General features: G+C 41.4%; 4 protein-coding genes. 2 read left to right on the top strand and 2 right to left on the bottom strand.

Annotated elements, in window-relative coordinates:
* Both E1163_RS02375 and E1163_RS02370 read left to right on the top strand, forming a co-directional pair.
* Positions 1 to 111, top strand: a 111-nt coding sequence (locus E1163_RS02375; RefSeq protein ID WP_185155932.1) for a cold-shock protein, incomplete at its 5' end; no start/stop codon positions are given.
* A gap of 485 nt (positions 112 to 596) precedes the next feature.
* On the top strand, positions 597 to 965 hold the full coding sequence (locus E1163_RS02370; protein ID WP_155169075.1) for a hypothetical protein: 369 nt from the start codon (positions 597 to 599) through the stop codon (positions 963 to 965).
* Positions 966 to 1,200: 235 nt separating this feature from the next.
* On the opposite strand, the gene E1163_RS02365 is transcribed toward E1163_RS02370, so the two are convergent.
* Together E1163_RS02365 and E1163_RS30340 are read right to left on the bottom strand one after the other, a co-directional pair.
* Positions 1,201 to 2,397: an ABC transporter substrate-binding protein gene (locus E1163_RS02365; protein ID WP_155169073.1), complete on the bottom strand. Its 1,197-nt coding sequence runs from the start codon at positions 2,395 to 2,397 to the stop codon at positions 1,201 to 1,203.
* Between the two features lie 161 nt (positions 2,398 to 2,558).
* On the bottom strand, positions 2,559 to 4,108 hold a 1,550-nt coding region (locus tag E1163_RS30340), incomplete at its 5' end, for a DUF1186 domain-containing protein (RefSeq protein WP_185155931.1).

Genomic DNA, 4,108 nt, shown 5'->3' with positions numbered 1-4,108 from the left:
GTGCACGAAAGCGGTCTTATAGATGAGATCCGTGAAAACGACAAAGTGAAATTTGACGTGGAAAGAGGAAGAAAAGGAATGAACGCCGTTAACGTAGAGTTGATCGACTAATTTCCGTTAAGCCATAAGTAAAGCCGCTTCCGAAGTTAAACCCGGAAGCGGCTTTTTTAGTATTTAGATATGTTAGTATTGAGTGGTTTTTAGATAAAACGGATCGTCATTGCGTGGAGAGAGGTACAGCTTGCCCCAAGCTTTAAGGCAGCGACAAACCAATCTCCCAGTTACGGAGAACTAACCAAACAACTTTTGCAATCCTGCCAAAATCAGCTTTAGCCATCAAGAAAATCACATCGGTCACCCCTCACCAAATACCGATAACCTAGCTCACCACGCAGATTCTTCGGTCTTCGGTCTCCCGTATTCCAACCCTCGTTACCGCGCTATTCAGATCGCCCCTCACCAAATACCGACCACTCTAGCCATCACGCAAATCACCGGCCACCGATAACTCTAGTCACCGAGAAGAACCTAGCAAGAATCGGGTTTTGCTATACTCACCCCCTCCTGATATTTGTGCCTGAAACAATACCTGAAATATGAGATTCACCCTGCTATTGCTGCTGATCAATGTGTTGTATACCGGCACGGTTAAGGCCGAAATGGTTATCATGCGCGACACCACCGACCTGGCCAGTGTAGTATCCCCGGAAGACCCGGATTTCATAGAAGTGGTAAGTCAGGAGCTCCTGACAGCCTACCTGCATTCAGAAACAGAAATCACATGCCCTGCGCTGGTACTTGTGACCTACGACCAGACAGGCAATAAACTGGGAGCTACATCATACCTATTAACCCAATTTACCAAAGCCCTGCAAACAGACAACCTCCTTCGGCCAGGAAGAATCTACCTGATCCTTACCCGGTTTAGAACCTATTATTTTAGTACACTTGGTGGTGGTCTGTAATGGTGAGAAATCGGTATGGGCCAGTTCATTTTTGATCATCATTGCGACGACGGTAGGAGGAAGCAATCCCCTGTTCCAAAGAATGAACTAATTGTAATTCGGGTTAAGTTCGGCATCCATAATAAGGAGTTTGTTTCTTCGCACGTACCTCTATGTTTCCCGCCTACAGTGGCTGCTCTAGTCATTCGATGAGTTTACCTGGATTTGGAATGCTATAAGAGTGGTTGATGTGTACTTACCTCGACACGCATCGGAAGACTCTAATCGGTCCGTCCTCTCCGGTTACGGGGAGACCATTTTTTGATATCGATGTTAAATGAGTGGAAACATCCTCAGGATCGGTGCTATTACCCTCTAGTATAGCTAGGGATATCATATAAATAATGTCATAGGTATATTCGGCTGCCAGTGAAAAAGGCTTAGTGCCGTATTGCTTTTCGTATTTTTTGCCAAATTCTTTGTTCCCTGTAAAGGGCAGGTAAAGTCCATACATACCTTCGAGTACCGATAAATTACCCTGTTTGGCAAGGTCTTCGCCTCTGGCACCGTCACTGGATACGATGATGGGGTGATAATCCTTGGTAATCAGATCCTGTTTAGCAATCTTGTCAGAAATAATGGAGAAACTTTTGGCAAGGCTGATGACATAAACCATATCAGCTTTTCCCTGAAAGAGGCTATCCAGTTTGTTTGACATATCATAAAACTCAAGGTTAATCAAGGGATTGAATTTGACGGTGTTTAGTACTTTTCCCCCTTCATTCTCAAAATTTTTAACAAAAGCATCTTTCAGATTAGACCCGTAAAAATTATTCTGATATAGTACTGCCGCTGTTTTGGCGTTCAGTTCGTTATAACAGAATTTTGCCGTTTCTTCTCCCTGAATCGCATCGGAGGGACACGTTCTAAAGATAAGTCCACGGTCATTTAGATTGGTTATGACCGGGGAGGTGGCCGTGGGAGAGACCACCATCAGATCTGTTTTTGGTAGAATTTTTTCACTGATACTGATAAGGCCGTCAGAGCTTGTAGGCCCGATGAATAGTTGGGTGTTGAATTTGTTGGCCAACAGCTTCGTGCGGTCAAGGATAAAATCCTCTGTACCTCCTATATCTGCAGGTATCAGGGCAAGCTTTTTGTTAAGTACACCACCTTTATTGTTAATTTCCTGTATCGCAAGATTAGCCGAGTTGATCAGCTCTTTAGTAAAATAAGGGTAACCTGAGATTGGCAAAATATAGCCAATGTTTACCGTCTTTCCCGACACTACATAAGCTGAATCAACCTCAACAGGTAATAATGGTTTTTCCACATCCACTGCTGCCAGCTCCTCCAGCGAAAACTCCATATACTTGTCTGGAGTTTGTCCATAACCCATAATACAGCCACATATCATGGCTATGCACATCATCCATCGTCCTACGTGTTCCATACTTCTTCGTTTTATTTGCTTACTAATACCTATAATATACAAATAATAGAAGAGTAATAAGGTTATTGAGCTTTAAATTTACCCTTTGAGGTCGAAGAGATTAAAGTGAATTCTGTCTGCAGAATGACAATCCGCTACCTTAGCCACCAAGTAAGTCATTGTTACATGCAGCATTTTTTATACTTTTTTCCGCTTCCACAGGGACATGGGTCATTCCTTCCGGTTTTGTTTTGATTAATTATGGGGGTACTGGGTGTTAAGAAATTCTCTTTTGTTCCGATGTTATAATCTTCAGGTTGATACCCTGCCCATGTAGATGTAATCTCCTGGTACCTGTCTGTGATATTTAATAGCTTTTTAGCTGAGCTGAAAGGGTATTGCTTTTTGATGTCATTTTCAATGCTCTTGTAGTTACCGCAGATGCCTGTACTCACATATTCCTTGTCAAAGAGTACTTTTATTTCTGGAAGTAATTCTTTCGCATTAAGTTCAACAGCGCTGCATATCATTATTGCAATAAGGTCGCTATCTACAATATTATCTGTAGCATCACATTTTGAGAAAAAGACAAAAGCTTTTTTGTAGGAATTGATAACCTCTTGCTTACGCTCAGGGTCATGGAAGGCTATTTGCTCTATGACGTCTGCTATCAGGGATTTGGAGTAAGTGTAAATGTCCGGTTCGAGGAGAAATTCGCCTAATTTATCGAGGTCGTTTTTTGAAATTTTATAGACTGGCTCCCATAAAGCTGACGTGAGGAAATCACCAAAGTAGATATCCATATATTCCTCACTTTGCCTGAGGATGTTGAGTATTTCGACAAGGCTTTCTCTTGATTCTAACTCACCTAGCAGGTATATGGCATGGACAGCGAAATTCATCGTTTGCTCATCCCAGCCGGTATCATTCATCTGGTTTTGAAAGTATGGTAACCGATCTATGCTGTCCTGCAATACAAGGTGAAGATCCTGGATCAAAGTTTTTTCAGGAAGTGCCAAAATTTCATCGATTGTCTCTTTAGAAATATAGAGACCAGAATTATATAATTGCAGTATTTCCGGATGTGTAAAAGTGGGAGGTTCTGTGTTTGATGAACCTTTCTGCTGTGGATTTGTTTTTACCTTTATTTTTTTACGCTCTTCTTCTTTCATTCGTGCAGTAGCACGTTCCAATCGCTTTATCATTAAATAGTTTTCAGCCTCTTTGGTAGCATTATCGTTAGGGGCTATTTCTGATAAGTACTTAAATTCCGCTTCTGCTTTATCCATATTGCCTATGGCGGCATAATAATGCATTGATATTTTTACAAAACCTGATACTTCTGATATGTGAAATATATCCCTTTCGGGGTATAGGGCTGTTATTTCCATAGCATGTCCCAAAATTTCCGGTATTTTTTCATATTGTTTGTTTTTGAAGTATTCAAATGCGAGGTTTACTTTCCCAAACAAATAATCCGGGTGTTTTTCCACAAGCCATTTGTTCACTTCAAAAGATTTTTCCCGATGGCCGGCGTAAGAATACCATACCGACAGGTAGTTTTTGAAGGCTGGCTGATGGGGGTAATTTTTAATTTGCCTCTGGATTTTTTCCAGCCCAGACGTTTTTCCTTTCAATGCTAATTCAAAACATCTTTCCAGTTGTATCCTTATGGCAGGAGTAATGCCATTCATTTCATCAAAAAAAGTGGGGTCATTGGTGATTTTGATTT

The organism is Fulvivirga kasyanovii (assembly GCF_009711405.1).
In the GTDB taxonomy this organism is placed as follows: Bacteria; Bacteroidota; Bacteroidia; order Cytophagales; family Cyclobacteriaceae; genus Fulvivirga; species Fulvivirga kasyanovii.
Note: the sequence above shows the minus strand (reverse complement) of the source record. Positions and strands in the feature narration are given on the sequence as shown.

Excerpts from the sequence above, each read along its gene's own strand:
- E1163_RS02370 (WP_155169075.1), top strand. The coding sequence starts at position 597 with ATGAGATTCACCCTGCTATTGCTGCTGATCAATGTGTTGTATACCGGC.
- E1163_RS02365 (WP_155169073.1), bottom strand. The coding sequence starts at position 2,397 with ATGGAACACGTAGGACGATGGATGATGTGCATAGCCATGATATGTGGC.